The following is a 25,719-nucleotide window of genomic DNA, read 5'->3' on the forward strand; positions in this document are numbered from 1 at the left end:
GCGCGCCATTCATGCGATCCCTGTTTTCGTGAAGCACGATCCCCGCCCTGTGTCCCATGCAAGTCCGGCTCCGGCCGGACTTCGCGTTTTCCTGACCGGCGCCTCCAGCGGCCTCGGTCAGGCCTTCGCTCGTCATTACGCCGGTCGCGGCGCCAACCTCGGCCTCGTTGCGCGACGCGGCGAGGCGCTGGCGGCGTTCGCAGCCGAGCTGCCGGGCGAACATCTCCCCCTGCCGGCCGATGTCGGTGACGCGGGCGCCCTCGCGGCGGCGGCCGAAGCCTACCTGACGCGTTTCGGCGTGCCCGACATCGTCATCGCCAATGCGGGCGTGTCGGTCGGTACGCTCACCGAATGCTCCGAGGATCTACCGGCCTTCGAGCGCGTAATGCGCACCAACGTGAACGGCATGGTCGCGAGCTTCCAGCCCTTCGTCGAGGCGATGCGTCGGCGCGGCTCCGGGCGGCTCGTCGGCATCGCCTCGGTGGCGGGCATCCGCGGCCTGCCCGGGGCGGGCGCGTACAGCGCATCGAAGGCCGCCGCGATCGCCTATCTGGAGAGCCTGCGCGTCGAGCTGCGCGGCAGCGGCGTGCGTGTCGTGACGCTCGCGCCCGGCTATATCGCAACGCCGATGACCGCCGTGAACAAATATCCGATGCCCTTCATGCTGCAGGCCGACGAGGCCGCGCGGCGCATGGCGAAGCTTATCGACGCCGGTCGCGGCTATGCAGTCGTGCCCTGGCAGATGGGCGTCGTCGCGCGCGTGCTGCGGGCGCTGCCGAACCCGGTGTTCGACGCCCTGTTCGCCCGCGCCGGCCGCAAGCCGCGCGGGCTGCCGCTGTAGCAGAGCTGCCGGGGCGGTATTCCATGTGGGAGCGGCTTTAGCCGCGAACGGATGGCGATTCGCGGCTAAAGCCGCTCCCACAGACTCTTCCCGCCGCTCCGCACGGGTCCTCGCCGAATATCGTTCATGCGATTGTACTGTTCGGTGCTCCACCCCTTCCCCGCGGCACGCGATGCGGGTAAGGTGATGCGGATAAGGTGGGCGGTTGCCCGACTGATCGGCTCGTCGCGGCGCGGCCCCCGTCACGCGGGAGACAGCGATGCAGACACGCCACGCAGAAAGCGGTGCCGCAAGTTTCGAAGCGATCCTCGATCAGATCCAACTCAAGCTCCCCCCGGACCAGGCGGCCCTCGTCGGCGCCTTCGCGCGCTGCTGGTTCGGGCAGGTCGCGCCCGAGGACATCGCCGACTACACCGTCGACGACCTGTACGGCGCGGTGCTCAGCCACTGGCACTTCGCGCGCAAGCACCGTGGCGGCACGCGCCTGCGCGTGTATAACCCCAAGCTCGAGGAGCACGGCTGGGAATCGACCCACTCGGTGATCGAGATCGTCAATGACGACATGCCCTTCCTCGTAGACTCGATCGCGATGGAGGTCAATCGCCAGGGCCTCACGCTGCACCTGATCATTCACCCGGTGATGCGTGTCGTGCGCGACGCGGACGGCGTCTATCAGGGCGTGGCCGACGAGGCGGGGACGGGGCACTACGAATCGATGATCCACGTCGAGGTCGACCGGCGCACCGACGCGGTCGACCTCGATGCGCTGCGTGCGGGCCTGGAGCGCGTGCTTGCCGACGTGCGCGTGGCGGTGAGCGACTGGCCCGCGATGCAGCAGCGCGTCGCCGACATCATCAGCGAGGTCGAGCACAATCCGCCGCCGGTCGCCGCCGAGGAGATCGAGGAGAGCGTCGCCTTCCTGCAGTGGCTGATGGACGACAACCTCGTGCTGCTGGGCTGCCGCGACTACGAGCTGGCTGCGGCCGACGGTGGCACGCCGGAATTGTCCATCGTCGCCGGTTCGGGGCTCGGGCTGCTGCGCGAGAAGGAAGGCGAGAAGCGCTCGCGCTCGTTCGGCGCCCTGCCTGCGGAGCTGAAGACAACGCTGCCCAATCTGCCGGTGCTGCTCACGGTCACGAAGTCGAACACGCGCTCGACCGTGCATCGCGCCGGCTACATCGACCGCTTCAGCATCAAGCGTTTCGACGCGGACGGCCACGTGTGCGGCGAACGCCGCGTGATCGGCCTGCTGGCGTCCACCGCCTACAGCGCCAGCCCCAAGCTCATCCCCTTCCTGCGCCGCAAGGTGGATGCGGTGATCGCGCGTGCCGGCCTGATGCCCAAGAGCCATGCGGCGAAGGCGCTGCTGACCATCCTCGAGCGCTATCCGCGCGACGAGCTGTTCCAGATCGACGCCGAAGAGCTCTTCCACCAGGCGATGGGCATCCTGCACCTGGGCGAGCGCCAGCGCACGCGCCTCTTCGTGCGCTGCGACCCCTTCGCGCGCTTCGTCTCCTGCCTGATCTACGTGCCGCGCGAGCACTACAACACCGACCAGCGCCTGCGCATGCAGGCGGTGCTGATGGAAGCCTTCAACGGTGCGAGCTCGGACTTCGACGTGCAGTTCTTCGAGTCGGCGCTCGCGCGCGTGCTGATCATCGTGCGCACGCGCGATTCGGTGATCCCGCCCTTCGAGGTGCACGAGCTCGAGCAGCGCATCGTGCGTGCCACGCGGCGTTGGGAGGACGAGCTGCAGCGCGTGCTGCTCGAGCACTGCGGCGAGGAGCGCGGCATGGCCCTGCTGCGCCGCTACGGCAGCGCCTTTCCGGCCGGCTATCGCGAGGAGTTTTCGCCGCGTGTGGCGGTGTTCGACATCGAGCAGATGGAGTCGGTCGCCGCAGACGGGTTGGCGATGAGCCTCTACATCCCGCTGGAGGCGCCTGCGGGACGGCTCAACTTCAAGATCTACCGCGTCGGTGCGCCGGTGCCGCTGTCGCAGAGCCTGCCCATGCTCGAGCGCATGGGCGTGAAGGTCATCGACGAGCGGCCTTCGGAGATCGCGCGCCAGGATGGCGAATGCGTGTGGATCCACGACTTCGGCCTCGCGTATGCGGGGGCCGAGGAACTGGACATCGACACCCTGCGCCCGCTCTTCCACGACGCCTTCCTGCGCGCCTGGCGCGGGGAGACGGAGAGTGACGACTTCAACCGCCTGACCCTGCTCGCGGGGCTCACCTGGCGCGAGATCACCGTGCTGCGCGCCTACGCGAAGCACATGAAGCAGGCCGCTTTCACGTTCAGCCAGACCTACATGCAGCAGACGCTCGCCGCCCATCCGCGGCTCGCGCGCCAGCTCATCGAGCTCTTCGCGCTGCGCATGGACCCGGCCCGCGGCCAGGAGCGTCTCCGCCACGAGGCGACGGTGCTGGCCGGCATCGACGACGCGCTCAACGACGTCGCCAACCTCGACGAGGACCGCATCCTGCGCCAATTCCTCGCGATGGTGCGCGCGACGCTGCGCACGAATTACTACCAGCGGGCTGCGGACGGCGCGTTCAAGCCCTATCTGTCGTTCAAGTTCGATCCGAAGCGCATCCCCAACCTGCCGCAGCCGATGCCGATGTTCGAGATCTTCGTCTATGCGCCGCGCTTCGAGGGGGTGCATCTGCGCGGCGGCAAGGTGGCGCGCGGCGGGCTGCGCTGGTCGGACCGCATGGAGGACTACCGCACCGAGGTGCTGGGTCTGGTGAAGGCGCAGATCGTCAAGAACGCCGTGATCGTGCCGGTCGGCTCCAAGGGCGGCTTCGTGGTCAGGAATCCGCCGCCGGCCGGCGATCGCGAGGCGGTGCTCGCCGAAGGCATCGCGTGCTACCGCCTGTACCTGCGCGGCCTGCTCGATCTCACCGACAACCTCGTGCAGGGCCGTGTCGTGCCGCCGCCCGACGTGGTGCGCCACGACGGCGACGACCCCTATCTCGTCGTTGCCGCGGACAAGGGCACCGCGAGCTTCTCCGACTATGCGAACGCCGTCGCGGCCGAGTACGGTTTCTGGCTCGGCGACGCCTTCGCCTCCGGTGGCTCGGCCGGCTACGACCACAAGAAGATGGCCATTACCGCGCGCGGCGCGTGGGAGTCGGTGAAGCGCCACTTCCGCGAGCTCGGCATCGACACGCAGGAGGATCCCTTCACCGCAGTCGGTGTCGGCGACATGTCGGGCGACGTGTTCGGCAATGGCATGCTGCGCTCGCGCAAGACCCGCCTGGTCGCGGCCTTCGACCATCGCCACGTCTTCATCGACCCCGATCCCGACCCGGAAACCTCCTTCGTCGAGCGTGAGCGCCTCTTCGCGCTGCCGCGCTCCTCCTGGAACGACTACGACCGCACGAAGATCTCCGCCGGCGGCGGGGTGTGGCCGCGCAGCGCCAAGGCGATCGCGCTGTCGCCGCAAATGCAGGCCGCGCTGGGCGTCGCCGCGGAGTCGCTGACGCCGTCCGAGCTGATCCACGCGATCCTGTGTGCGCCGGTCGATCTGCTCTACAACGGCGGCATCGGCACCTATGTGAAGGCGACGAGCGAGACGGATGCCTCGGTCGGCGACCGCGCCAACGACGCGGTGCGGGTGAACGGCGCCGAGCTGCGCTGCCGCGTCGTCGGCGAAGGCGGCAACCTCGGCATGACGCAGCTCGGGCGCATCGAGTACGCGCTGAAGGGTGGCCGGCTGTACACCGACGCGATCGACAACTCCGGCGGCGTGGACTGCTCCGATCACGAGGTGAACATCAAGATCCTGCTCAACAGCGTGATCGCCGAGGGTGAGCTCACCGGCAAGCAGCGCGACGCCCTGCTCGTCGAGATGACCGACGAGGTCGCCGCGCTGGTGCTGCGCGACAACTACGCGCAGACGCAGGTGCTGTCGGTGACGCGCGCGCGCGGCGTGGCGCTGCTCGACGAGCAGGCCGAGTTCATCCGCCGCCTGAGTTTCGCCGGGCGACTCAACCGCAAGCTGGAGTTCCTGCCGCTCGACGACGAGATCGCCGAACGCGCTGCCGCGCGCACCGGCCTCGTCGCGCCGGAGCTGGCCGTGCTGCTCGCCTACAGCAAGATCGAGCTCTACGACGAGGTGCTCGCGTCCGACGTGCCGGAGGACCCCTACATCGGCAGCGCGCTGTCGCGCTACTTCCCGGCCCCGCTGCGTGAACGCTTCGCCGCCCACATCGCGAAGCATCCGCTGCGCCGCGAGATCATCTCGACGCATGTCATCAACAGCATGATCAACCGCGTCGGCCCCACCTTCGTGAGCCGGCTGCAGGGCGAAGTGGGCGCGACGCCCGCGGAGATCGTGCGCGCCTACATGGCGACGCGCGAGATATTCGGGCTGGTGCCGATCTGGCGCGCGATCGAGGAACTCGACAATCGCGTCGAGGACGCCGTCCAGACGGCGATGATCATCGACTGCGGCCGGCTCGTGCAGCGCGGCACGACCTGGTTCCTGCGCCACCGCGAATGGCTCGCCGACCTGCAGGCCACGCTGGCGCGCTTTACTCCGGGCGTCGAAGCCCTGTCCGAGCACCTGTACCGCCTGGTGTCGGACGACTATCGTGCACAGCTCGACGCCGTGACCGCGCGATACGTCGAGCGGGGTGTGCCCGGAGAGCTCGCGCTGCGCGTCGCCCTGCTCGACGAGCTGTACTCGGCGCTCGACCTCGTCGAGATCGTCGCCGACACCGGCCGCCCCGAGGGAACGGTGGCCGCCGTGTACTTCACCCTCGGCGGCCACCTCGACCTGTACTGGCTCGGCGCGCAGATCGCCGCGCTGCCGGCCGACACGCGCTGGCAGAACCTCGCGCGCGGCGCGCTGCGCGTCGATCTGTCGAATCTCGCCCGCAGCCTCGCCGCGGAAACCCTCCGGACCGCGCCCGACCTGGGGCAGCCCGAGGATCTCATCGCCGCCTGGGAAGCACGCCGCATGCCGCAGATCGAGCGCTACCGGCACCTCCTCGCCGACGTGAAGATGGCGCAGGGGATCGAAATGTCGATGCTGTCGGTGCTGCTGAGGGAGCTGCGCGGGATGGTGTGAGCGGGGTATGGACAAAAAAAGCCCGGCGGCCTTGAGGCCGCCGGGCGACTCGTCAGGGCGTCAGTCGGTGATGAGTTTGCCCTTGGTCATGAGGTCGGTGATGATCGCTGCGTCGTTCGCGAAACCTGTGACCAGATCGACGTTTTCGAGCACGATGACTTGATCGATCGGTGTTCCGTTGCCGCCTGAATGCACCTCGATCGTCGTCGATGTCCCGGTTTTGCTGAAATGCAGGTAGTTATCGAGGCTTTCATTGGTCGGGGACAAGCCTTCGAGCAGATCCTTCAGATCGAGGCGGTCGCCACCGCTGGCATAGGCAGCGGTGTTGAAGTCCTTGATCGTGTCCGTCGGCACGCTCGCCGAGTTAGCGTCGGCAAGGGCCCACTTGAAGGTGTCGGCACCCAAGTCGCCGAACATGGTGTCATTGCCCGCGCCCGCCTGAAGCGTGTCATTGCCGTCGCTTCCATACATCGTGTCAGCCGTTGCGGTACCGAGGAAGTGCGTGTTGCCCTCAATCGTCACATTCAGCGTTTGGGCTGCGGTGGTGTCACCGTCTGCGTCGCCAACCGTCACCCCGAACGTCAGCTTGGTATCTTGAGTGCTTGTGGTACTGGACAGGAAACCGATATCGGTGAACTTGATGACGTCGTTGTCAGAAGTGCCTGTAGTGTTGGATCCGCTGGTCGTCCCGAATGCTTGGGTGTCGCTTAGGCTGGATCCGCCTGTAGAGCCCGTGAGGGGATTCAGGTTGATGCCCGATCCGGTCACGCTCTCGGTCGAGGACAGCAACTGCGCCCCGTAGATCTGGTAGTTCTCATCGCCGAAGTTGAAGTCGTTACTCTCGATGATCACCACCCCTTCGCCATTGCCGAGCGGAATGCCGTAGGGGTTCGCGCCCGTAAACACATCCGCGCTGCTTACGACGATTGCACGCGTGATGACGTCGGTGCTGTCTTCGGGATCAATCAGCTTGAGGACAACGACGAAGTCTTCCTTCCCTTGGAACTGGGCGATCTTCAGGTAGAGACCGTCGGCTCGTGCCGTACCGTTACCGGGGCTTTGGTTGCTGCCAGGACTGCTCGTGTAGAACTCCATGTTGAGGACTTCGCCCGGCCCGACCACTCCGTCGCCGACACCGTTTTGAGTCGTATTGACGTTCACATAGTCCTGAGTCCCGGTGAAGGTTTCGTTGGCAGTGAAGTTTGAGTCTCCGTCGGCGCGCAAGGGGCCGGACGTTCCAGTGAAACGGACATAGAAGTCTGCAGCAAGCTTCGAGACGACGATCTCTGGTTGACTCGCAGCTTCACCCACAAGGTTGTAGCTTTCCTGAGCCATGGTGCTGCCGGTATTGAGAACAGTGAAGCTTTCGACCGGGTCATCCAGTTTCACAGTGTAGGTGTCCGCATCCTTGTCGAAAATCAATTGACCGGATGCTTCGCTCAGGATGCCGGGTGTGAGTGGATTAGCTGCGTATTGGAAGGTGAAGGAAAACACCGCTTCGTTGCTGGTCTCGGATACCCAATTCACTGGGTTCGCTCCGATCGCAATCGGAGTAGCGCCTACAAATCCGCTCGCCAATGTGATGGTATGGAAGTCCGAACTGCTCGCGCTGTACGTCGTTCGCGCGTCAGTCCCGATTTCGTAGGCGAAGGTACCGCTTGCACCGGTCGTGGCGTCCTGATTAGAGAAGGTAAGGTTCGTCACTTGAGTTGTCGTCGGACCGTCGTCTAGCACTGCGACGGTGAAGGAGGTCGACGCAGGCGTCCCGTCCGCATCGGTGACGCTCGCGGTGATACTCAATGTGATCGGATCATTAGAATCGGTCGTAACAGGATGAGTTAGTGGCGCCAATTGGGTGAAGGTGTAGGTGCCGTTGCTGTTCACGACAATCTTCCAGCTTCCGTCGTTGGCAGTCAGCGTGTTCGTGCCGGCGGTCCACGTCGCGTTGCTCGCGGCCAGGGCAAGCGTGCCGGGGTTGTCGCCACCGTAATTGACCGCCAAGAGCCCGCTGACCGTGTCTAGGCCACCCGTTTCATCGACGATCTGATTAGAGGTCGTGATTGACGGCGTGTAGTCGATATCAGTCGTGACTGTGCCTGTGGAGGCCAGAAACTCGAAGGAGCCCTGCGTGCCGCTTACGGTTTGGCTGACCGTAGTTACGGTCACGGGGCCGACTGCGGGCGTCGTACCGTCGTTCGGGGCGTTGACGGTAATCGATTCCGTGGTTCCCGAGCTGATCGTGATGCTCAAGCTGTTCGACAGGGTCACGACTACCGGCGCGTCGTCTGCCCGTACTTCATGGTCCAGCGTCACTGTGTAGGTGATAGTGCCGCCAGGAAGAGTAGAGGATGTGCCGGTCAGGGTGGCGGTGGTGGTACCGATCGTGTCGTCTACGGTGACGGTGGCCGTGTCGCTGGTGTTGAGTTCCTCGAAGTTGCCGCCGGTGGTGCCGGTGATGCTCACCGTATAGCTCTCGCCGTCGACATAGGGATCGTCGCCCTGGACCGCGAAGGGGGTCGAGGCGGCGGAGGTCGCGCCGACGGGGATGGTGACGGAGGCGCCGTTGGAGAGCGTGATCACGAGGTCGGTGTCGGTGACCGCACTGGTGACGTGCGCGGTGATCGTGGCCGTGCCGCTGCCCTCGGAGACGGTGACGTCGTCGAGGGTGACGGCGGTGATGTTGGTCGTGTCATTGACCGTGACGGTGGCCGTGTCGCTGGTGTTGAGTTCCTCGAAGTTGCCGCCGGTGGTGCCGGTGATGCTCACCGTATAGCTTTCGCCGTCGACATAGGGATCGTCGCCCTGGACCGCGAAGGGGGTCGAGGCAGCGGAGGTCGCGCCGATGGGGATGGTGACGGAGGCGCCGTTGGAGAGCGTGATCACGAGGTCGGTGTCGGTGACCGCATTGGTGACGTGCGCGGTGATCGTGGCCGTGCCGCTGCCCTCGGAGACGGTGACGTCGTCGAGGGTGACGGCGGTGATGTTGGTCGTGTCATTGACCGTGACGGTGGCCGTGTCGCTGGTGTTGAGTTCCTCGAAGTTGCCGCCGGTGGTGCCGGTGATGCTCACCGTATAGCTCTCGCCGTCGACATAGGGATCGTCGCCCTGGACCGCGAAGGGGGTCGAGGCGGCGGAGGTCGCGCCGACGGGGATGGTGACGGAGGCGCCGTTGGAGAGCGTGATCACGAGGTCGGTGTCGGTGACCGCATTGGTGACGTGCGCGGTGATCGTGGCCGTGCCACTGCCCTCGGAGACGGTGACGTCGTCGAGGGTGACGGCGGTGATGTTGGTCGTGTCATTGACCGTGACGGTGGCCGTGTCGCTGGTGTTGAGTTCCTCGAAGTTGCCGCCGGTGGTGCCGGTGATGCTCACCGTATAGCTCTCGCCGTCGACATAGGGATCGTCGCCCTGGACCGCGAAGGGGGTCGAGGCAGCGGAGGTCGCGCCGACGGGGATGGTGACGGAGGCGCCGTTGGAGAGCGTGATCACGAGGTCGGTGTCGGTGACCGCATTGGTGACGTGCGCGGTGATCGTGGCCGTGCCGCTGCCCTCGGAGACGGTGACGTCGTCGAGGGTGACGGCGGTGATGTTGGTTGTGTCATTGACCGTGACGGTGGCCGTGTCGCTGGTGTTGAGTTCCTCGAAGTTGCCGCCGGTGGTGCCGGTGATGCTCACCGTATAGCTCTCGCCGTCGACATAGGGATCGTCGCCCTGGACCGCGAAGGGGGTCGAGGCGGCGGAGGTCGCGCCGACGGGGATGGTGACGGAGGCGCCGTTGGAGAGCGTGATCACGAGGTCGGTGTCGGTGACCGCACTGGTGACGTGCGCGGTGATCGTGGCCGTGCCACTGCCCTCGGAGACGGTGACGTCGTCGAGGGTGACGGCGGTGATGTTGGTCGTGTCATTGACTGTGACGGTGGCCGTGTCGCTGGTGTTGAGTTCCTCGAAGTTGCCGCCGGTGGTGCCGGTGATGCTCACCGTATAGCTCTCGCCGTCGACATAGGGATCGTCGCCCTGGACCGCGAAGGGGGTCGAGGCAGCGGAGGTCGCGCCGACGGGGATGGTGACGGAGGCGCCGTTGGAGAGCGTGATCACGAGGTCGGTGTCGGTGACCGCACTGGTGACGTGCGCGGTGATCGTGGCCGTGCCACTGCCCTCGGAGACGGTGACGTCGTCGAGGGTGACGGCGGTGATGTTGGTCGTGTCATTGACTGTGACGGTGGCCGTGTCGCTGGTGTTGAGTTCCTCGAAGTTGCCGCCGGTGGTGCCGGTGATGCTCACCGTATAGCTCTCGCCGTCGACATAGGGATCGTCGCCCTGGACCGCGAAGGGGGTCGAGGCAGCGGAGGTCGCGCCGACGGGGATGGTGACGGAGGCGCCGTTGGAGAGCGTGATCACGAGGTCGGTGTCGGTGACCGCATTGGTGACGTGCGCGGTGATCGTGGCCGTGCCGCTGCCCTCGGAGACGGTGACGTCGTCGAGGGTGACGGCGGTGATGTTGGTCGTGTCATTGACCGTGACGGTGGCCGTGTCGCTGGTGTTGAGTTCCTCGAAGTTGCCGCCGGTGGTGCCGGTGATGCTCACCGTATAGCTCTCGCCGTCGACATAGGGATCGTCGCCCTGGACCGCGAAGGGGGTCGAGGCGGCGGAGGTCGCGCCGACGGGGATGGTGACGGAGGCGCCGTTGGAGAGCGTGATCACGAGGTCGGTGTCGGTGACCGCATTGGTGACGTGCGCGGTGATCGTGGCAGTGCCGCTGCCCTCGGAGACGGTGACGTCGTCGAGGGTGACTGCGATGGTATCGATGGTGTCGACAAGGGTCACCGTGCCGACCGAGGGCGGGTTGAGGGCTTCGAAATTGGAGCCGCCTGAGAGCGTGACATTGGTCGCGACGGGCAGAACGGCGTCCGCTTCCTTGTAGACATCTTCGAACAGCGACTCGGAGATCGTAACGTTGAGCGACCCGGTCGTGCCTTCGGTGATGGTGATCGTCTGCGTGTTGCCGGCGATATCGGTGAAGGTGATCGTCACCGGATCGTCGCCCGGACGCACGGCGGCACTCAGCGTGACGAGGTAGGTGAGGGTGTCGCCGTCCTCAGTAAGCGAAGGGGCTGCTTCGAGCTTGACGTTGAGCGACGAATTGGTCTGGTCGATCGTGTCATTCACTGTCACGGTCGCCGGACCGGTCGGGGTCACCGTGCTGAAGCCGCTGCCGCTGGTGTCGACGACCGAGACCGGGAAGGTTTCGGCGTCGATGTAGGGGTCTTCGCCCTGGATCGGGAAGGGCGTCGAGGTGCCGGTGGTGGAGCCGACCGGGATGACGATGATCGCGCCGTTGCTCAGTGTGATGACGAGGTCGCTGCCAGTCACCGGGCTGCTGACGGTTGCGGTGATCGTAGCCGTGCCCGTGCCTTCGAACACCGTGACGTCGCCGAGGGTGATCGTCGTGCCAATGGGCTCAGGCTCCTCCGCGATCGGTGCCGGTTCTTCAGGCTCGAGGAGCGCGGTCGTTTCCTGGGCATACTCGAACTCGAGCGGGCTCACCCCTTCGGAAATCCGCAGCAGGCGCACGAAGTTGTTGCCTTCGCCGCCGCCGCCGCCGGCCAGACCGGCTGCAGGGGCTTCGATGTCGTCGAGGTTCCCGCCCTGTTCAAGCGCCTGGATTATCTGGTCGACGGTATCCTGCGAGACTTGGGCGTCCTCGCGGCCCGGCCGGCTCGTTGCGGAGACCTCCGCGGTGAGCGTCACGACCTGATCCGCGGTGACCGTCATCGGGGCCCCGTCGGCCATCGCCAGTTCAACCTGGCCGCCGGCCATGGTGATGACCACTTCGCCTTCCTGCAGCGTGTCACCCGCCTTGAGCGGACGCAGGTTGCCTTTTACGTCGCGCGCGAACGCCCTGCCGGTGACCGCCACGACTACCGCAATCGCTTGTGCCATTTTCCTGCTCCTCTGATCGTCTGGCGAAGCCGCCGAGTGGCAGCTGCGCGGGAATCCTTTTACACTCGGTAACAGAATAGGGCCGGGGAGGTCCGGAAGGTATTGGCCGGAGGTACAGGGGGCAGGCCGTTCGTGTGAAGGAATTCACGACTTGTAACGATATGTTGCGAGCTCGCGGAGCGTGCGATCGGTGACGGTGCGAGGGGAAAAAGTCCTATCATTCCGGGGCCTCCGCCCCACGCGGGACGCTCCATCCACTCGCACTTGCCCGGTTTCCCGATGTCGCACGCCTCCGCCCTCGAACTCCTCGCTCCCGCCCGCAACCTCGAATCCGGCGTCGCCGCGATCGAGCACGGTGCCGACGCCGTGTATATCGGCGGGCCGTCCTTTGGGGCGCGCGCCTCGGCCGGCAACAGCATGGCGGACATCGCCGCGCTCGCCGCCCACGCGCACCGCTATTCGGCGCGCGTGCTGCTTGCGCTCAACACGATCCTGCGCGACGACGAGCTGGAGGACGCGCGCAGGGTGGTCGTCCAAGCGTACGAGGCCGGCGTGGACGCGCTGATCGTGCAGGACATGGGCTTGCTGGAGCTGGATCTGCCGCCGATCCAGCTGCACGCGAGCACGCAGTGCGACATCCGCACCCCGGCCAAGGCGCGCTTCCTGCAGGACGTGGGCTTCTCGCAGATCGTGCTGGCGCGAGAACTCGACCTGCGGCAGATCCGTGCGGTCGCCGACGCCACGGACCGCGAGCGCTGCGCGCTGGAATTCTTCATCCACGGTGCGCTGTGCGTCAGCTATTCGGGCCAGTGCACGATCAGCCACGCCTTCACCGGACGCAGCGCGAACCGCGGCGAGTGTGCGCAGATGTGCCGCCTGCCGTGGTCGCTGAAGGATGCCGACGGCACACCGGTGGCCGAGCGGCGGCATCTGCTGTCGCTCAAGGACAACGACCAGACGGCGAACCTCGAGGCGCTGGTCGACGCCGGCATCCGCTCGTTCAAGATCGAGGGGCGGCTGAAGGATCTGGCCTATGTGAAGAACGTGACCGCGCACTACCGCCATGAGCTCGACCGCATCCTCGAGGGACGGCCGGAGCTTGCGCGCAGTTCGGCGGGCCGCTCGACCTTCTCCTTCACGCCGCGTCCGGACAAGACCTTCAATCGCGGCAGCACGGACTATTTCGTCAATGGCCGGCACGGCGACATCGAGTCCTTCGAGTCACCCAAGTTCGTCGGCGCCCCGGTTGGTCGCGTGCTGGGCGTGAGCGGGCGCTTCGTCACCGTCGATGCCGCCGAGCCGCTCGCCAACGGCGACGGGTTGGCGTGGTTCAACGCCGCCGGGGAGCTGCAGGGGGCGCGCGTCAACCGCGTCGATGGCGACCGGATCCAGCTCGTCGACCTGCCGCAGGGGCTCGTGAGCGGTGCGACGCTGTACCGCAACGTCGATCACGCGTTCGAGAAACAGCTCGCCGGCAAATCGGCCGAACGTCGCGTGCGGGTGCGACTGCGTCTGGCCGATGCGGCGGACGGCTTGGCGTTGACGATCACCGACGAGACGGGTGTGTCGGCGACGGCCACGCTCGCCTGCGACAAGGCCGAAGCGCGCGACCCGGAGCGCGCCCTGGCGACCCTGCGCGACAGCCTCGCGAAGCTCGGCGGCACGATGTTCATTGCCGCTGCGGACGAGGTGGCGATCGACACCGCGCAGCCCTGGTTCGTGCCGGTCGGGCAGCTCAACGCACTGCGCCGCGCCGCGGTGGAGGCACTCGTCGAGGCCCGCGCGGCGGTGTGGCAGCGCCCGCTGCGTGCGCTGCCGGTCGATCCGCCGGCACGCTACCCGGACACTTCGCTGAACTACCTCGGCAACGTCTTCAACGCCCGTGCGCGCGAGTTCTACCGCAGGCACGGCGTCGAGCTGATCGCCGACGCCTTCGAGGCGAACCACGAGGACGGACTCGTGTCATTGATGATCACCAAGCACTGCCTGCGCTACAGCTTCAACCTGTGCCCGAAGCAGGTGAAGGGCATCCGCCCCGATCCGATGACCTTGTGGCAGGAGCGCACGGACGGCGAGCGCGTCGTGCGCGAGCCGCTGACGCTGCGCTTCGACTGCAAGGCGTGCGAGATGCACGTGGTCGGCCGGCGCGTCGGCGGCAAGGGCGGCCGGGTGCAGGTCGCCGGCGATTGAGTGGTCGAGTGATCCGCGCCCCGCGGCCGGTGATGGCGGGATCCGCCTTCGGCTCCTCCCGCCCGGGACGTGCCGCGGTCTTGGCGTAGGGCGGGAGGAGTGCAGCGCATCCCGCCGATCCACCGCCAGCGTTAGCGCACGAGGAAGGGCAGGTTGGCGGTCGCTGCCTTGCCCTTGCGGTCGCGCAGCGTGATGAAGAGCCGGTAGGCGCCCGGCGGCTGCGGGGCAAGGAAGCGCACGCTCGTCGCGTCCGCGTGCAGCAGGCGAACCTCGATGCGTGGCGGCGCGGCTTCCGTGTCGCCGCCCTTGCGCAGGTCGGTCGCCTCGGCGAACACGTTCCACTCGACCTGCAGCGGCGAGCCGTCGAAGCCGACGGCATCGACGCCCGCGGAGATCTCCGCCCCCGGCGCGAACACGTCGGCCGCGATGCCGATGCCGCGAATCGCCGGCGCCGCTTCGCCGACCGGCTTGCCCCAGGCCTGCGCCAGCGCGTCGGTCATTGCCGTGAGACTGCCGTCCGCGAGCAGCAGCCCGTGCCATGTTGACGTCTGCTCCTGCTTCGCGCCCCACAGGAAGGGAAACACGCCCGCGATCTGCGGCTGATTGCGCAGGAAGGCGAGCGCGTCGCGGAAGAAGACGGCCTTCTCGCTGCTGGTCGGCTCGACCGGCGCTCCCCACGGCTTCCTGCCGGCCTGCCACTGGCCGAGCGGCCCCAGTTCGCTGACGACGACCGGTTTCGCAATGCCGGCCTCGCGCAGGCGCTGCGGCAGGTCGAACACCGCGCCGGCATAGACGTTGATGCCCAGCAGCTCGACGTTCGGGCAGCAGCCGGCGAGCGCGCGCAACTGCGCCATGCCGGTGTCTGCGACGACCATCATGGTCGGGTGGGCGGGGTCGAGCGCCCTGACGATGCCTGCGAGCCGGTCCACTTCGCGCCATGCCGGCAAGGGGTCGGCTGCGCCGGTCTCAACCTCGTTGCCGACACCCCAGGCGAGCAGCGCGGGGTGGCCGCGGTGGCGGGTGACGAAGGAGCGGATCGCCTGTTCCTGCGCCTGCACGGCATTCGCGTCGTTGAGATCGAAGCCGTGGCGCGGGTGCCCGACCCATAGCCCCATCACCACCTTGAGCCCGAGCGCCTGCGCGGCGTCCAGCACCCACGCGTCCGATTCGCGATACACGCGCACGACGCGCGCACCGGCCGCGGCGAGCCTCTCCAGCGCCACGCGGTCGCCTTCGAAGGCCGCGCCCTGCCATTGCTCCGTCGCGGGCTGCGCGCGGACCGGCTGTACGCCGAGACATAGCAGCGTGAGCCCGATCGCGAGCAGGCGGTGCAGCTTGGGCAGGATCGGCGATTTTCCGCCGGAGGGCGTGTTCACCTGCGATCCGGCGCCTCAGCCCGCCCTGCCGCGCAGCGCATTGAGCAGGATCGCGATCGTGCTGCCGTTGTGCAGCATTGCGGTGGTCACCGGCGACAGCACGCCGATCGCGGCGGCGCCGAGGATCGCGGTGTTGAGCCCGACGGTGAGGCGGTAGTTGTTGCGGATGCGCGTCATGGTCGCCTGTGCCAGCGCCTTGGCGTCGGCGACGCAGCCGATGTCGTCCTCCAGCAGTGCGACGTCGGCGGTCAGGCGCGCGATGTCGGCACCTTTCTGCATCGCGACGCCGACGTGCGCACCGGCGAGCGCGGGGGCGTCGTTGATGCCGTCGCCGACGAAGGCGATGCGCGCCCCCTGCCGGCCCAGCTCCTCGACGATGTGCGCCTTCTGCTCGGGCAGCAGCTCGGCGTGGAAGGCGTCGAGACCCAGCTCCGCCGCGAGTTCGGCGGCGCGGTCATGGTGGTCGCCGGTCAGCATCAGGATGCGGCGCGCGCCGAGCTGTCGCAGTCGCGTGATGGTCGCCGCGGCGTTGGCCCGCACTTCGTCCTTCAGCGCCAGCACACCCAGCAGCTTGCCGCCGAAGCCGATGTAGAGCAGCGTCTTGCCTTCGCGGTACAGGCGGTCGATTGTTTCCGTGTGCGTGGAGACATCGATCTTCTCGTCGTCCTCGATGAAGTGGCGCGAGCCGACGACGATGCGCCGGCCGTCGATCACGCTGGCCACGCCGTGCGCGACGATGAACTGCACCTCCTGGTGGTCGAAGTGCTTGCCCGAGATCTCCTTCGCCGCTGCGACGACTGCCAGCGCGAGGGGGTGGAAGTAGTGTTCCTCGACCGACGCAGCGAGGCAGATCAGGTCGTCGGCGGAGAAGCTGCGGTCGAAGGTCACCGAGTCGGTGACGGCGAGCCGGCCGGCCGTGAGCGTTCCCGTCTTGTCGAAGACGAAGGTGTCGGCCTCGGCCAGTCGCTCCAGCGCGCTCGCGCCCTTGACGAGGATGCCGGTGCGCCCGGCGCGGTACATCGCCGACTTGAACGCCACCGGCGTCGCCAGTTTCAGCGCGCACGAGTAGTCGGCCTGCAGCACCGCGGCCGCGCGGCGCCAGTCGCGCGACAGCAGGTAGGTGGAGCCCGCCAGCCCGAGCACGATGGGCACGAGGCGATCCGCCAGGCGCGCCGCTCCGAGCTGTGCCTCGCTCTTCGCCGTGAGGGATTGTTCGACGTAGTCGGCGATGCGTGCCGCCGCGGTGCGCGCGCCGACCTGCTCGGCGTAGATCTGCAGCCGGCCTTCCTCGATCAGCGTGCCCGACAGTACCGCATCGCCGCGCCCCTTCACGACCGCGACGCTCTCGCCGGTCATCGCCGCCTCGTTCACCGTCCCTTCGCCGCCGAGCACGGTGCCATCGACCGGGATCACGGCGCCGGTGCCGACGACGACGGTGTCGCCGACGCTCACCTCCGCCGCCGGGACGAGCACCTCCTGGCCGTCGCGCACCACCCAGATCTCGTCGCTCGACGGGCGCAGCAAGTGCTTGAGGAGATCGTCCGAGCGCCGCGCGATCGAGTCCTCGAGGTACTCCCCGAGCGCGAGCATGAAGGTGGTCGTGTTGGCGGCACTGAAATCGCCGCGTGCGAGCGAGATCGACACCGCCATCGCCTCGAGCACGTGCGAGGAAATGCCGTTGTCGCGGTAGTCGTCGAGGGCGTGCTTGATGAGCGGTGCCGCGGCGCCCAGCGTCACGGGCAGCTGAACCGATGCGGGCAGGTAGGGGGTGCCCAGCAGCGTGGCGAGGCTCGCAACCAACGGCCCGGCGCCACCTTCATCCGTGGCGGCCTTCGCGGGCGCGGCTCGCGCGCCGGGGGGCGTCAGTGCCGCGACGGCGCGCTGCAGCGTATCGACGTCGGTCGCCGCAGCGTCGAACGTCACAACCAGCGATTGCGCACGCGGATTGACCCGCGCCTCATGGACGCCCGGGACGTTCTCCGCCGCACGCTCGATCGCCAGCGGTGTCGCAGGCGTGCCGGGCATGCACGCGAAGCGGAAGCGCACCCGCCCGCGCGTGCGGTGCGCGACCGTCAGCGAGCGGAACCACGAGCCTCCGCTCATGCGCCGCCGTGCTGCTCCGCCTCGACTTCGGCCTTCAGGTCGGCCATCTGTTCCTTGAACTCCTCGACGCCACCGAGCACGCCCGCGTACAGCTTCATGCCCATCTTCAGCAGCTTGCCGCGCAGTTCCTCGTCGCTCAGCACATAGGCCGCGGCCGCGCCGATTGCGGCGCCGAGCAGGAACTGGTCGTACTGGCGCGATTTGAGCAGACCGGGCATCGCCTTCAGCAGGCCTTCGTCGAAGCCGTGGCCCATGGGGCCGCCCTGGCCGCCGGCGGGCATGCCGTAGCCGGCACCCCAGCCGCCCGGCGCGTAGCCGGCGGCGTAGTCGTCATGCCGCGCTTTCTTGTGTTTCTTCTTGCCCAAGGAGCTTCTCCCTTTTTCCGTTGCGGCGCGCGGATTTGCGCGCCAAGTAGTCGATCGCTGCCAGGCCCGCCGCGCCGCCCGCGACGGCCATGAGCACGCCGCGGAGATCCTGCCGCTGCCAGGCATCGGCCGCGGCACAGCCGGCCGCCAGCGCGGTGCCGCCCTGCAAGGCCTGTTTCAGCACCGTCCGGCCGGCGGTGGGCGTGGCGCGCCCTGCCGGTTCCTGCAGGGCCGCGAGCAGGCCGGTGGCGACGAAGCCGCGGACGAAATTCGCCGGCATCTCGCCGGTCTTCAGCTTGACCGGAAACTTGTGCGCCGGTCGCATCAGGCGGAGTCTCCGGTGTCGCCAGGCGGAACCGGCGCCGCGGCTTTCTTGCGCGTGCGCGGGCGTGCTGGGGCCGCGTCGGCGGACTTCGCAGCCTTGGCTGCCGGTTTGGCAACCGCCGCCACCTTGGCGGGCGCCGCAGGCTTGGCCGCGCCGGCTGCAGGGCTGCTCCTGCGGCGCGCTGGGGCCTTGCGCGTGGGTGCCGCTTCGGCGGGTGCGGCTTCGGCCGGTTCAGGCACTGCCGCCAGCTTGGCCTTCAGGCCCGCCGACGAGTGTTCGATCGCGTCGAGGCTGGAGATCGTCGCGTCGCGCAGTTTCTCCTGCGCCTTGTCCAGGCCGCCGCGCAGGTTGACCGTCTTCAGCAGCCGTACGGCCGCGGCGCCGACCATGGCGCCGATTGCGAATGGAAGCACGGGATACATCTCATCCCTCCTTTCCGTCGTGAGTGAAATTGAGCTTGCCGCGGGCAAGCAGGACGCCCGCGCCGCCGGCCGCGATGCCGGCCAGCAGGGCAGGGTTGAGTTTGCCCAGCAGCGGGCCGACGACGCCGATGGCGGCATGCTGTCCGCTGAGCATCGAGAAGGTCTTTTCGAGGAAGTCGCCGATCAGCCCGTGTTCCATGTGCGCCTCCTCGGGTGCCACACCGCCTTGTGCGTGGAGCTGTTCGAGGCGCAGCGCCTCCGCGACCGCCTCGTGCCATACCTGCAGTTGCCGTGCGTCCTCGGCCTGCAGGCGGCGCAGGGGCTTGCGCAGGGCGTCGGTGCGCGCGATCAGCGTCTCGTAAAGGTGCAGGCGTCCCAGCGTCCCGGCGAGGGCGCGCTCGCAGTTCGCCCGCCAGCCCGGCGCGAGGCTCGTTTCCAGCGGGAAGGGATCCTGCGGGCCGGCGACGCCGTAGCGCCGACACAGCCGCGCGAGCGTCGCGATGCGCGCCTCGGCCGCCTTCAGGCTCGCGGCGAAGGGCTCGCGCGGCCCATAGGCCTCGACCGCCTTGCGGAAGAAGGCGCGGGCGGCGAATTCGTCGTACAGGGCGATGCGCAGCGCCTGGTGCACCGGCGGGAACGGCGCCTTGCGCGCGATGCGCCGGCCGCGCAGGATCGCCTCGTCGTAATTAGGCACCGGTCACCTCGCGGTGTTTCGCGACGAGGATGTCGAGCAGGGTCTCGGCCGCGGGCGAACGCACGCCGCCAAGGAGGTCCGGCCAGGCGGCAGCCGGAATCGCTCCGGTGTCGTATTCGACGGTGCACGATCGCGCGAGCAGGTTGAGCTTCACCGAGCGGATCCCGGGGATGTCGTCGAGCGCCTGGCCGAAGCGTTTCGCGTCCCCGATCGCGTCCATCTGGCCCTGGTCGAGATCGGCCTCGAGCTTGAGGCGGATGCGCCCCGGGATGTGGTGGGCGATGCGCAGATTGCGCGAGAAGCGTTGCAGTTGCTCGAAGGCATCCATGGAATGGTGTGTGGAGCGATCCGGGAATGGCGGCGGGATTGCGCCTATTTGAAAAGATGACGACGGTGTACCGCCATGTGGATGCCGAGCAGGCCGAGGAACAGTCCCCCGGTCGCCGCATGGGCCTTCTTGCTGCCGGCCGCGGCCAGCGCCAGCGAGATGCCCAGGCTGCCGAGCATGCCGTATTTCGCCCAGGTGTTGAGGCGGCGGTCGCGTTGCCAGCGCCGCGGGGTGCGACGTGCGGGCGCTGCGTCCTGCGCCGCAACCTGCTGCGGGTCGAGTGCGGTGGCGACGGCAGCCGCAACCCGGGCCTCCATGACCGCGGGCGCGACGCGCGCCGCGTCGTAGCGCAGCAGGAAGCTGCCGGTGAGCAAATTGCCTTCGATCTGGCCGGCACCGTCGAGTGCGGCCAGCGTCGCGCCCAGCGCGGCATGCCGCGCGCTGTCGCGCAGGCGGCTATCCCTGATCCGTATGCGGCCGGGCACGGCCGAGGCGATGCGGTTCATGCTGGCGCGCCCTCATTGCTGGATGTCCGATATTCCGCATCATAGCTCGACCTGGGTACCCAGTTCCACCACGCGGTTGGGCGGCAGGTGGAAGTAGTCGGCTGCGCTGCCGGCATTGCGGAACATGACGATGAAGAGCCGCTCGCGCCACCGTGCCATACCCGAACCCATGCGCCGGACGATGGTCTCGCGGCCGAGGAAGAACGAGGTCTCCATGGTCTCGAAGGCCAGTCCGTGCCCGGCGCAGCGTGCCAGTTCCGCCGGGATGTCGGGGTCGTCCATGAAGCCGAAGGTCAGGCGCAGGCGGTAGAAGCCGTAGTCGACCTCCTCGAGCTCGATGCGGTCCTTTTCCGCCACGTGGGACACGTCCGCGGTGTGCACCTTCAGCAGCACCACACGCTCGTGCAGCACCTTGTTGTGCAGGATGTTGTGCAGCAGCGCGCGCGGCACGGCGTCGAGCCAGGTGGTCAGGAACACCGCGGTACCCGCGACGCGCGGCGGCGGGCTGGTGAACATCGAATGGATGAAGAGGTCGAGCGGGATCGTGTCCGTGCGGATGCGGTTGTTGAGCATCGCGCGGCCGCGCTTCCAGGTCGTCAGGAAGGTGAAGATCACCGCCCCGATCAGCAGCGGGAACCAGCCGCCGGCGAGGATCTTCACCGTGGTCGCGGAGAAGAACGCGATATCGACGGCGAGGAACACGGCGAGGAAGAGGCCGGCCTTGAGCGGGCCCCAGCCCCACAGCGCGCGCACGACGACGAAAGCGAGCACCGTGTCGATCATCATCGTCATCGTCACGGCGATGCCGTAGGCCGAGGCTAGCGCGCTCGAAGAGCGGAAGCCGACGACCAGCGCGATCACCGCGCCGAGCAGCATCCAGTTGATGCTCGGCACGTAGATCTGGCCCATTTCGCGCGCGGACGTGAAGATCGTGCGCATCCGCGGCGCGTAGCCGAGCTGCATGGCCTGGCGGGTCAGCGAGTAGGCGCCCGAGATCACCGCCTGGCTGGCGATGATGGTCGCCAGCGTCGCCATGCCGACCATGGGATACACCAGCTCGTCGGGCACCAGCAGGTAGAAGGGGTTGCGCACGTTGTCGGGATGGTCGAGGATCAGCGCGCCCTGGCCGAGGTAGTTCAGGTACAGCGCCGGGAACACCACCGTGAACCACGCGAGCTTGATCGGACGGCGGCCGAAGTGGCCCATGTCTGCGTACAGCGCCTCGCCGCCGGTGATCGCCAGCACCACCGCGCCCAGGCCGAGCCAGCCCAGCAGCGGGTTTTCGGCGAGGAATCCCAGCGCCCACGCCGGATTGATCGCACCGAGGATTTCCGGGTGCAGGCGGATCCCGGAGATGCCGAGTACCGCAAGGAGGAGGAACCAGCACACCATCACCGGCCCGAAGATCGCGCCGACCTTGTGGGTGCCGTGGCGCTGCATCATGAACAGGCCCACCAGCACCACCAGTGCGATCGGCAGCACGTAGGGGGCGAAGGCCGGTGTCGCGACTTCCAGGCCTTCGACCGCGGACAGCACCGAGATCGCCGGCGTGATCATGCCGTCGCCGTAGAACAGCGCCGCGCCGAATACGCCCAGCGACGACAGCACCCAGGCCTTGCGGCCTTCGGGGACGACGCGCAGCGCCAGCGAGGTCAGGGCCATGATGCCGCCCTCGCCGCGGTTGTCGGCCCGCGTGATGAAGACCACGTATTTCGCCGACACCACCAGCATCAGCGCCCAGAACACCAGCGACAGGATCCCGTACACGTTCGCCGGGGTCACCGGCACGGCATGCGGGCCGTTGAACACTTCCTTCAGCGTATAGAGCGGGCTGGTGCCGATGTCGCCATAGACGACGCCGATCGCGGCAACGGCGAGCCCGGCCAGCCCGGCGTGCTGCGGGGCGTGGGCGACGGGTGCATCGGTCGGGTGTTCCGCACGGTCTGAGGAGTGCACGACGACCCCTGGATGTTCTGTTGGGGGGCAAAGCATACTGCAATGCAACATCCCGAAACAGGGAAAAATGCGTCACATTCCGCGCGGAAAATCCCCGCTAGGACGTGCGCATCGACCGCGCGCTCCGTGTTTGCCGCGCCTGTCCTACAATTGCGAGCGATTTCCGTTCAGTCACCGTGTCGATGAAAACTTCCCTCTCGCCTGCTGCCGCCGCGCCCCTGCGCGATGCCCTCGGTACCGAGCACCGGCCGGCCGCCGGCGAGCTGCGCATCGTGTCGCTCGTGCCCTCGCTGACCGAGCTCGTGTGCGATCTCGGGCTCGCCGATCGCCTGGTGGGGCGCACGGGCTTCTGCGTGCACCCGCGCGACGTCCTGAAGCCCATCCCCAAGGTCGGCGGCACGAAGGACGTGAAGATGGATGTCGTGCGAGCGCTCGCGCCGACCCATCTGATCGTCAATGTAGACGAAAACCGGCGCGAGACGGTGGAGGAACTGGCGGCCTTCGTGCCCAACGTGATCGTCACGCATCCCTGCGCGCCGGCGGACAATCTCGACCTGTATCGCCTCTTCGGCGGAATCTTCCATTGTGCCGACCGCGCCGCGCGGCTCGCGGCCGAACTCGGGACGGCGCTGGCCGAGGCGCAGGGCGTCGCACGGGAGCTGCCGCGCGAGGAGGTCCTGTATCTCATCTGGCGCGAGCCGTGGATGAGTGTCGCGCGCGACACCTACATCTCCGCCACCCTGGCCGCGGTGGGCTGGGACACGCTGCCCGCTGATGCCGGCCAGCGCTATCCGGAGATCGACTGGCAGGTGCCATGGATGGCGGGCGTCGCGCGCGTGTTCCTGTCGAGCGAGCCCTACCGTTTCCGCGAGCGGCACCTCGCCGAAGTCGCTGCGCTGTCGGGGCGGCCGGTGGCGATGATCGACGGCGAGATGGCGTCGTGGTACGGCAGCCGTGCCGCGGCGGGCTTGCGTTACCTTGCAGCGCTGCGGCGCGCCTTGGCCGGCGTGGCTTGACGCCATGTGAGAGCAGCGATGTGGGAGCGGTGATGTGGGAGCAGCGATGTGGGAGCGGCTTCAGCCGCGAATGGGCCGTGCAGCCAGCGACACCGCATCTTCGCGGCTGAAGCCGCTCCCACCGTTCGCGCCGGGCGGAACGGTGAAGCGTCTTCCGCTTACCCTCCCGACGGCGAGGCGGAATCGGCGGCGGCAGTCAGGCTGGAGTCGAGAGCTTCCGGCGTCAGTATTGCAAAAAGTGGACGCACGAGCCGGTGGCGGTTGAGCTTCAGCAGCAGCTTGTCGCGGCTGACGAGATGCGTCGCGCCGCTGTCGCGCGCGAGCTCGAGGAATTTCTGGTCGTCCGCGTCGCGGCATGCGGGCAGGGCGGGGACATCCGCAGCTTCGGGGGCGGACATCACGGCGACGCGGGACCGGTAGGCGGCGAGGATGGCGTCCTGGCGCTCCGGCGCAATTGCGAACTGGCGATAGGCCAGCACCCGCCGCAGCTCTTCCAGCGTCAGCGCATTGGCGAGCAGCCGCGGCGCGCCGCCTTCGATCAGCGCACGCAAGGATGCGAGCTTCGGATCCTCGAACGCCCACAGCGCCATCACGGTGTTGGTGTCGAGCACGAGGCGCAAGGCGGACGGATGGGGCAGCGTGAAGATCATTGGGCGCGGGCGATGGGAGCGGTTGGCCGGGTGTAAACGACAGCGAGGGGGCCGGGCCCCCTCGCGTTCATTGCCACCGGATGCGAATCAGGCGGGGATCAGGCAGCTTCCTTGGCGTCGAGACGGATCTTGACGTAGGAGCCCGGGGCGTCCTCGATCGCCTTCAGCTTGCCCTTGGCCGGATCGCGGGCATCGACCTGCTCCGAATCGTGGGCGGTGACCCACGCCTGCCAGTCGGTCCACCACGAGCCCTGCTGGTGTTCGGCGCCTTCGAACCACTTGTCTGCGGTGTCGGCCAGCTTCGCGGCCGGGTTCAGCCAGTAGCCGTACTTGTTCGCAACCGGCGGGTTGACGATGCCGGCGATGTGGCCGGAGCCGCCCAGCACGAAGCGCACGGGACCGCCGAAGTTCGTCGCGCCGACGTAGGTGCTCTTCCACGGTGCGATGTGGTCTTCCAGCGTCGAGATGAAGTAGCAGGGGACCTTGATCTTGCCGAGGTCGATCGGCACGCCGTCGATCTCGATGCCGCCCGGCTGCACGAGGCGGTTCTCCATGTACATCGCGCGCAGGTAGAAGCTGTGCATCTTCGCCGGCATGCGCGTGGAGTCGGAGTTCCAGTACAGCAGGTCGAACGGGAAGGGATCCTTGCCCATCAGGTAGTTATTGACGACGAAGGACCAGATCAGGTCGTTGGCACGCATCATGTTGAAGGTGCCCGCCATCTCGGCGCCTTCGAGGTAGCCGCGCTCGAACATCTTCTTCTCGAGGCTGGAGACCTGCTGCTCGTCGATGAACACGCCCAGTTCGCCCGGCTCGGCGAAGTCGGTCATGGTCGTGAAGAAGGTCGCCGCAGCGATGCGCTTCTGCTTCTTGCCCGCGAGGTAGGCGAGCGTGGTCGCCAGCAGGGTGCCGCCCAGGCAGTAGCCGCAGGCGTTCACTTCCTTCTCGCCGGTCTGCTTCTCGATCGCGTCCAGCGCCGCGACGATGCCTTCCAGCACGTAGGACTCGAAGGTCTTGTCGGCGAGGCGTTCGTCCGGGTTCACCCACGAGATCACGAACACCGTGTGGCCCTGGTCCACGCACCACTTCACGTAGGAGTTCTTCTCGCGCAGGTCGAGGATGTAGAACTTGTTGATCCACGGCGGCACGATCAGCAGCGGCCGCTTGTAGGCCTTCTGCGTCGTCGGCGTGTACTGGATCAGCTGCATCATGTCGGTCTGGAACACGACCTTGCCCGGCGTCGTGCCGACATTCTTGCCCAGCTCGAAGGCGCTGGTGTCGGTCATGCGCACGCGCAGCTGGCCGCCGCCGTCTTCCATGTCGCGCAACAGGTTGTTGAGGCCCTTGATCAGGTTCTGGCCGTTGTTCTTGACCGTCTCGCGGAACACTTCCGGGTTGGTCAGCGCGAAGTTCGACGGCGACAGCGCGTCGATGTACTGGCGCGTGTAGAAGTTGACCTTCTTCTGCGTCTGCTCGTCGAGGCCGTCGACGCAGCACACGGTGTCATGCACGTGGCGCGCGGCGATCAGGTAGGACTGCTTGATGAAGTCGAACAGGAAATGCTCTTCCCACTGCTCGTCCTTGAAGCGCTTGTCGGTCTTTTCCGGCTCGGCGATCGGTGCGCCGTGCATGCCCATCACGCGCAGCATGGAGTGCTGCCACAGCGAGAAGTAGTCCCACACCAGGTTCATCTGCGACTGCGCCAGCTTGTACGGGTTGGCCAGCAGCTTGGCCATCATGTCCATGAAGGCCTGCGCGATGCCGAGTTCGTCGCTGGGGGTCGAGACGCCCCGCTTGAGCTGGCGCTGGACGTGTTCGCTGATGAGGTGCGAGGCGCGCTGGGCGACCTCGGCATAGGTTTTCGCGACTTCCTTGGGGTCGGGCAGGTCGGCGAACACGGTCTCGGGTGTTGGTGCGGCCATTTCTTGTC

General features: G+C 67.5%; 16 protein-coding genes. 4 read left to right on the plus strand and 12 right to left on the minus strand.

The window, feature by feature from the left end:
- Positions 1–49: 49 nt before the first annotated feature.
- Together U5817_RS02255 and U5817_RS02260 are read left to right on the plus strand one after the other, a co-directional pair.
- A complete protein-coding gene (locus tag U5817_RS02255) occupies positions 50–841 on the plus strand; it encodes an SDR family oxidoreductase (protein WP_339380066.1) in 792 nt (263 codons plus the stop codon).
- A gap of 259 nt (positions 842–1,100) precedes the next feature.
- On the plus strand, positions 1,101–5,918 hold the full coding sequence (locus tag U5817_RS02260; protein ID WP_407279579.1) for an NAD-glutamate dehydrogenase: 4,818 nt from the start codon (positions 1,101–1,103) through the stop codon (positions 5,916–5,918).
- A 60-nt stretch (positions 5,919–5,978) separates the two neighbouring features.
- Here U5817_RS02260 and U5817_RS02265 read toward each other — a convergent pair whose 3' ends face one another.
- Positions 5,979–11,858, minus strand: a complete 5,880-nt coding sequence (locus tag U5817_RS02265) for a retention module-containing protein (RefSeq protein WP_407279580.1) — start codon at positions 11,856–11,858, stop codon at positions 5,979–5,981.
- Positions 11,859–12,137: 279 nt separating this feature from the next.
- On the opposite strand from U5817_RS02265, the gene U5817_RS02270 reads away from it, so the two are divergent.
- Positions 12,138–14,048 (plus strand): DUF3656 domain-containing protein, encoded by a 1,911-nt coding sequence (locus tag U5817_RS02270; protein WP_407279581.1) that lies wholly within the window; start codon positions 12,138–12,140, stop codon positions 14,046–14,048.
- 131 nt (positions 14,049–14,179) lie between these two features.
- Here the strand turns inward: U5817_RS02270 and U5817_RS02275 are convergent, their stop codons facing one another.
- The 9 genes from U5817_RS02275 to U5817_RS02315 form a co-directional block, all read right to left on the minus strand.
- Complete coding sequence (locus U5817_RS02275; protein ID WP_407281145.1) at positions 14,180–15,352, minus strand: glycoside hydrolase family 2 TIM barrel-domain containing protein; 1,173 nt, start codon at positions 15,350–15,352, stop codon at positions 14,180–14,182.
- Between the two features lie 87 nt (positions 15,353–15,439).
- Entirely contained in the window at positions 15,440–17,527 is a 2,088-nt protein-coding gene (locus tag U5817_RS02280; RefSeq protein WP_407279582.1) for a heavy metal translocating P-type ATPase, read from the minus strand.
- On the minus strand, positions 17,524–17,892 hold the full coding sequence (locus tag U5817_RS02285; protein ID WP_169129584.1) for a YtxH domain-containing protein: 369 nt from the start codon (positions 17,890–17,892) through the stop codon (positions 17,524–17,526). Before U5817_RS02285 ends, U5817_RS02280 begins: the two co-directional genes overlap by 4 nt.
- Positions 17,858–18,217: a hypothetical protein gene (locus U5817_RS02290; protein WP_211167146.1), complete on the minus strand. Its 360-nt coding sequence runs from the start codon at positions 18,215–18,217 to the stop codon at positions 17,858–17,860. The genes U5817_RS02285 and U5817_RS02290 overlap by 35 nt, the downstream gene beginning before the upstream one ends.
- Entirely contained in the window at positions 18,217–18,639 is a 423-nt protein-coding gene (locus U5817_RS02295; RefSeq protein ID WP_407279583.1) for a hypothetical protein, read from the minus strand. The genes U5817_RS02290 and U5817_RS02295 overlap by 1 nt, the downstream gene beginning before the upstream one ends.
- Position 18,640: 1 nt before the next feature.
- On the minus strand, positions 18,641–19,333 hold the full coding sequence (locus U5817_RS02300; RefSeq protein ID WP_407279584.1) for a ferritin: 693 nt from the start codon (positions 19,331–19,333) through the stop codon (positions 18,641–18,643).
- Positions 19,326–19,661: a cation transporter gene (locus U5817_RS02305; RefSeq protein WP_169129580.1), complete on the minus strand. Its 336-nt coding sequence runs from the start codon at positions 19,659–19,661 to the stop codon at positions 19,326–19,328. The genes U5817_RS02300 and U5817_RS02305 overlap by 8 nt, the downstream gene beginning before the upstream one ends.
- Positions 19,662–19,705: 44 nt before the next feature.
- Positions 19,706–20,167 (minus strand): HMA2 domain-containing protein, encoded by a 462-nt coding sequence (locus U5817_RS02310; protein WP_407279585.1) that lies wholly within the window; start codon positions 20,165–20,167, stop codon positions 19,706–19,708.
- Between the two features lie 39 nt (positions 20,168–20,206).
- Positions 20,207–22,123: a potassium transporter Kup gene (locus tag U5817_RS02315; RefSeq protein WP_169129576.1), complete on the minus strand. Its 1,917-nt coding sequence runs from the start codon at positions 22,121–22,123 to the stop codon at positions 20,207–20,209.
- Between the two features lie 182 nt (positions 22,124–22,305).
- Here U5817_RS02315 and U5817_RS02320 point away from each other — a divergent pair, with 182 nt between their 5' ends.
- Positions 22,306–23,139, plus strand: a complete 834-nt coding sequence (locus tag U5817_RS02320) for a helical backbone metal receptor (protein ID WP_407279586.1) — start codon at positions 22,306–22,308, stop codon at positions 23,137–23,139.
- A 158-nt stretch (positions 23,140–23,297) separates the two neighbouring features.
- Here the strand turns inward: U5817_RS02320 and U5817_RS02325 are convergent, their stop codons facing one another.
- Positions 23,298–23,789 (minus strand): putative toxin-antitoxin system toxin component, PIN family, encoded by a 492-nt coding sequence (locus tag U5817_RS02325; RefSeq protein WP_211167144.1) that lies wholly within the window; start codon positions 23,787–23,789, stop codon positions 23,298–23,300.
- 98 nt (positions 23,790–23,887) lie between these two features.
- Entirely contained in the window at positions 23,888–25,711 is a 1,824-nt protein-coding gene (locus U5817_RS02330; RefSeq protein ID WP_169129572.1) for an alpha/beta hydrolase, read from the minus strand.
- Positions 25,712–25,719: the final 8 nt, after the last annotated feature.

The sequence above is a fragment of the Aromatoleum evansii genome (genome assembly GCF_045689615.1).
Lineage (GTDB): Bacteria > Pseudomonadota > Gammaproteobacteria > Burkholderiales > Rhodocyclaceae > Aromatoleum > Aromatoleum evansii.

Bases quoted from the DNA above. Each gene is read 5' to 3' on its own strand.
- U5817_RS02325 (WP_211167144.1), bottom strand. From the start codon at position 23,789: ATGATCTTCACGCTGCCCCATCCGTCCGCCTTGCGCCTCGTGCTCGAC.
- U5817_RS02290 (WP_211167146.1), bottom strand. From the start codon at position 18,217: ATGCGACCGGCGCACAAGTTTCCGGTCAAGCTGAAGACCGGCGAGATG.
- U5817_RS02305 (WP_169129580.1), bottom strand. From the start codon at position 19,661: ATGGATGCCTTCGAGCAACTGCAACGCTTCTCGCGCAATCTGCGCATC.
- U5817_RS02310 (WP_407279585.1), bottom strand. From the start codon at position 20,167: ATGAACCGCATCGCCTCGGCCGTGCCCGGCCGCATACGGATCAGGGAT.
- U5817_RS02265 (WP_407279580.1), bottom strand. From the start codon at position 11,858: ATGGCACAAGCGATTGCGGTAGTCGTGGCGGTCACCGGCAGGGCGTTC.
- U5817_RS02330 (WP_169129572.1), bottom strand. From the start codon at position 25,711: ATGGCCGCACCAACACCCGAGACCGTGTTCGCCGACCTGCCCGACCCC.
- U5817_RS02270 (WP_407279581.1), top strand. From the start codon at position 12,138: ATGTCGCACGCCTCCGCCCTCGAACTCCTCGCTCCCGCCCGCAACCTC.
- U5817_RS02260 (WP_407279579.1), top strand. From the start codon at position 1,101: ATGCAGACACGCCACGCAGAAAGCGGTGCCGCAAGTTTCGAAGCGATC.
- U5817_RS02280 (WP_407279582.1), bottom strand. From the start codon at position 17,527: ATGAGCGGAGGCTCGTGGTTCCGCTCGCTGACGGTCGCGCACCGCACG.
- U5817_RS02320 (WP_407279586.1), top strand. From the start codon at position 22,306: ATGAAAACTTCCCTCTCGCCTGCTGCCGCCGCGCCCCTGCGCGATGCC.
- U5817_RS02295 (WP_407279583.1), bottom strand. From the start codon at position 18,639: ATGTATCCCGTGCTTCCATTCGCAATCGGCGCCATGGTCGGCGCCGCG.